The organism is Streptomyces tateyamensis (genome assembly GCF_003205575.1).
In the GTDB taxonomy this organism is placed as follows: domain Bacteria; phylum Actinomycetota; class Actinomycetes; order Streptomycetales; family Streptomycetaceae; genus Kitasatospora; species Kitasatospora tateyamensis.
The window spans coordinates 1-312 of record NZ_PYBW01000235.1; the positions used below are offsets into that span (position 1 = coordinate 1).

The 312-nt window shown below is 62.5% G+C and carries 1 protein-coding gene; it reads right to left on the reverse strand.

The annotated features are described in order from the left end of the window. Window positions 1-33: 33 nt before the first annotated feature. Window positions 34-237, reverse strand: a complete 204-nt coding sequence (locus C7C46_RS33015) for a cold-shock protein (protein WP_030918248.1) — start codon at window positions 235-237, stop codon at window positions 34-36. Window positions 238-312 lie beyond the last annotated feature (75 nt).

The following is a 312-nucleotide window of genomic DNA, read 5'->3' on the forward strand; positions in this document are numbered from 1 at the left end:
CCCCTCGCTACCAGGCGGGTGCCGTGGCAGAAACTACAGCGGACGAATGTTCTCGGCCTGCGGGCCCTTCTGGCCCTGCGTGACGTCGAACTCGACCTTCTGGCCCTCGAGCAGCTCACGGAAGCCGTTGGCGTTGATGTTCGAGTAGTGGGCGAACACGTCAGGACCGCCACCCTCCTGCTCGATGAAGCCGAAGCCCTTTTCCGCGTTGAACCACTTCACAGTGCCATTAGCCATAAAAAACTCCTTCAAGGGGCTGTCCGAAGCCCGCACAGCGCGGACTTCGAGTCGCCGCGATGAGCACCCACCCGG

Bases quoted from the DNA above. Each gene is read 5' to 3' on its own strand.
- C7C46_RS33015 (WP_030918248.1), bottom strand. From the start codon at position 237: ATGGCTAATGGCACTGTGAAGTGGTTCAACGCGGAAAAGGGCTTCGGC.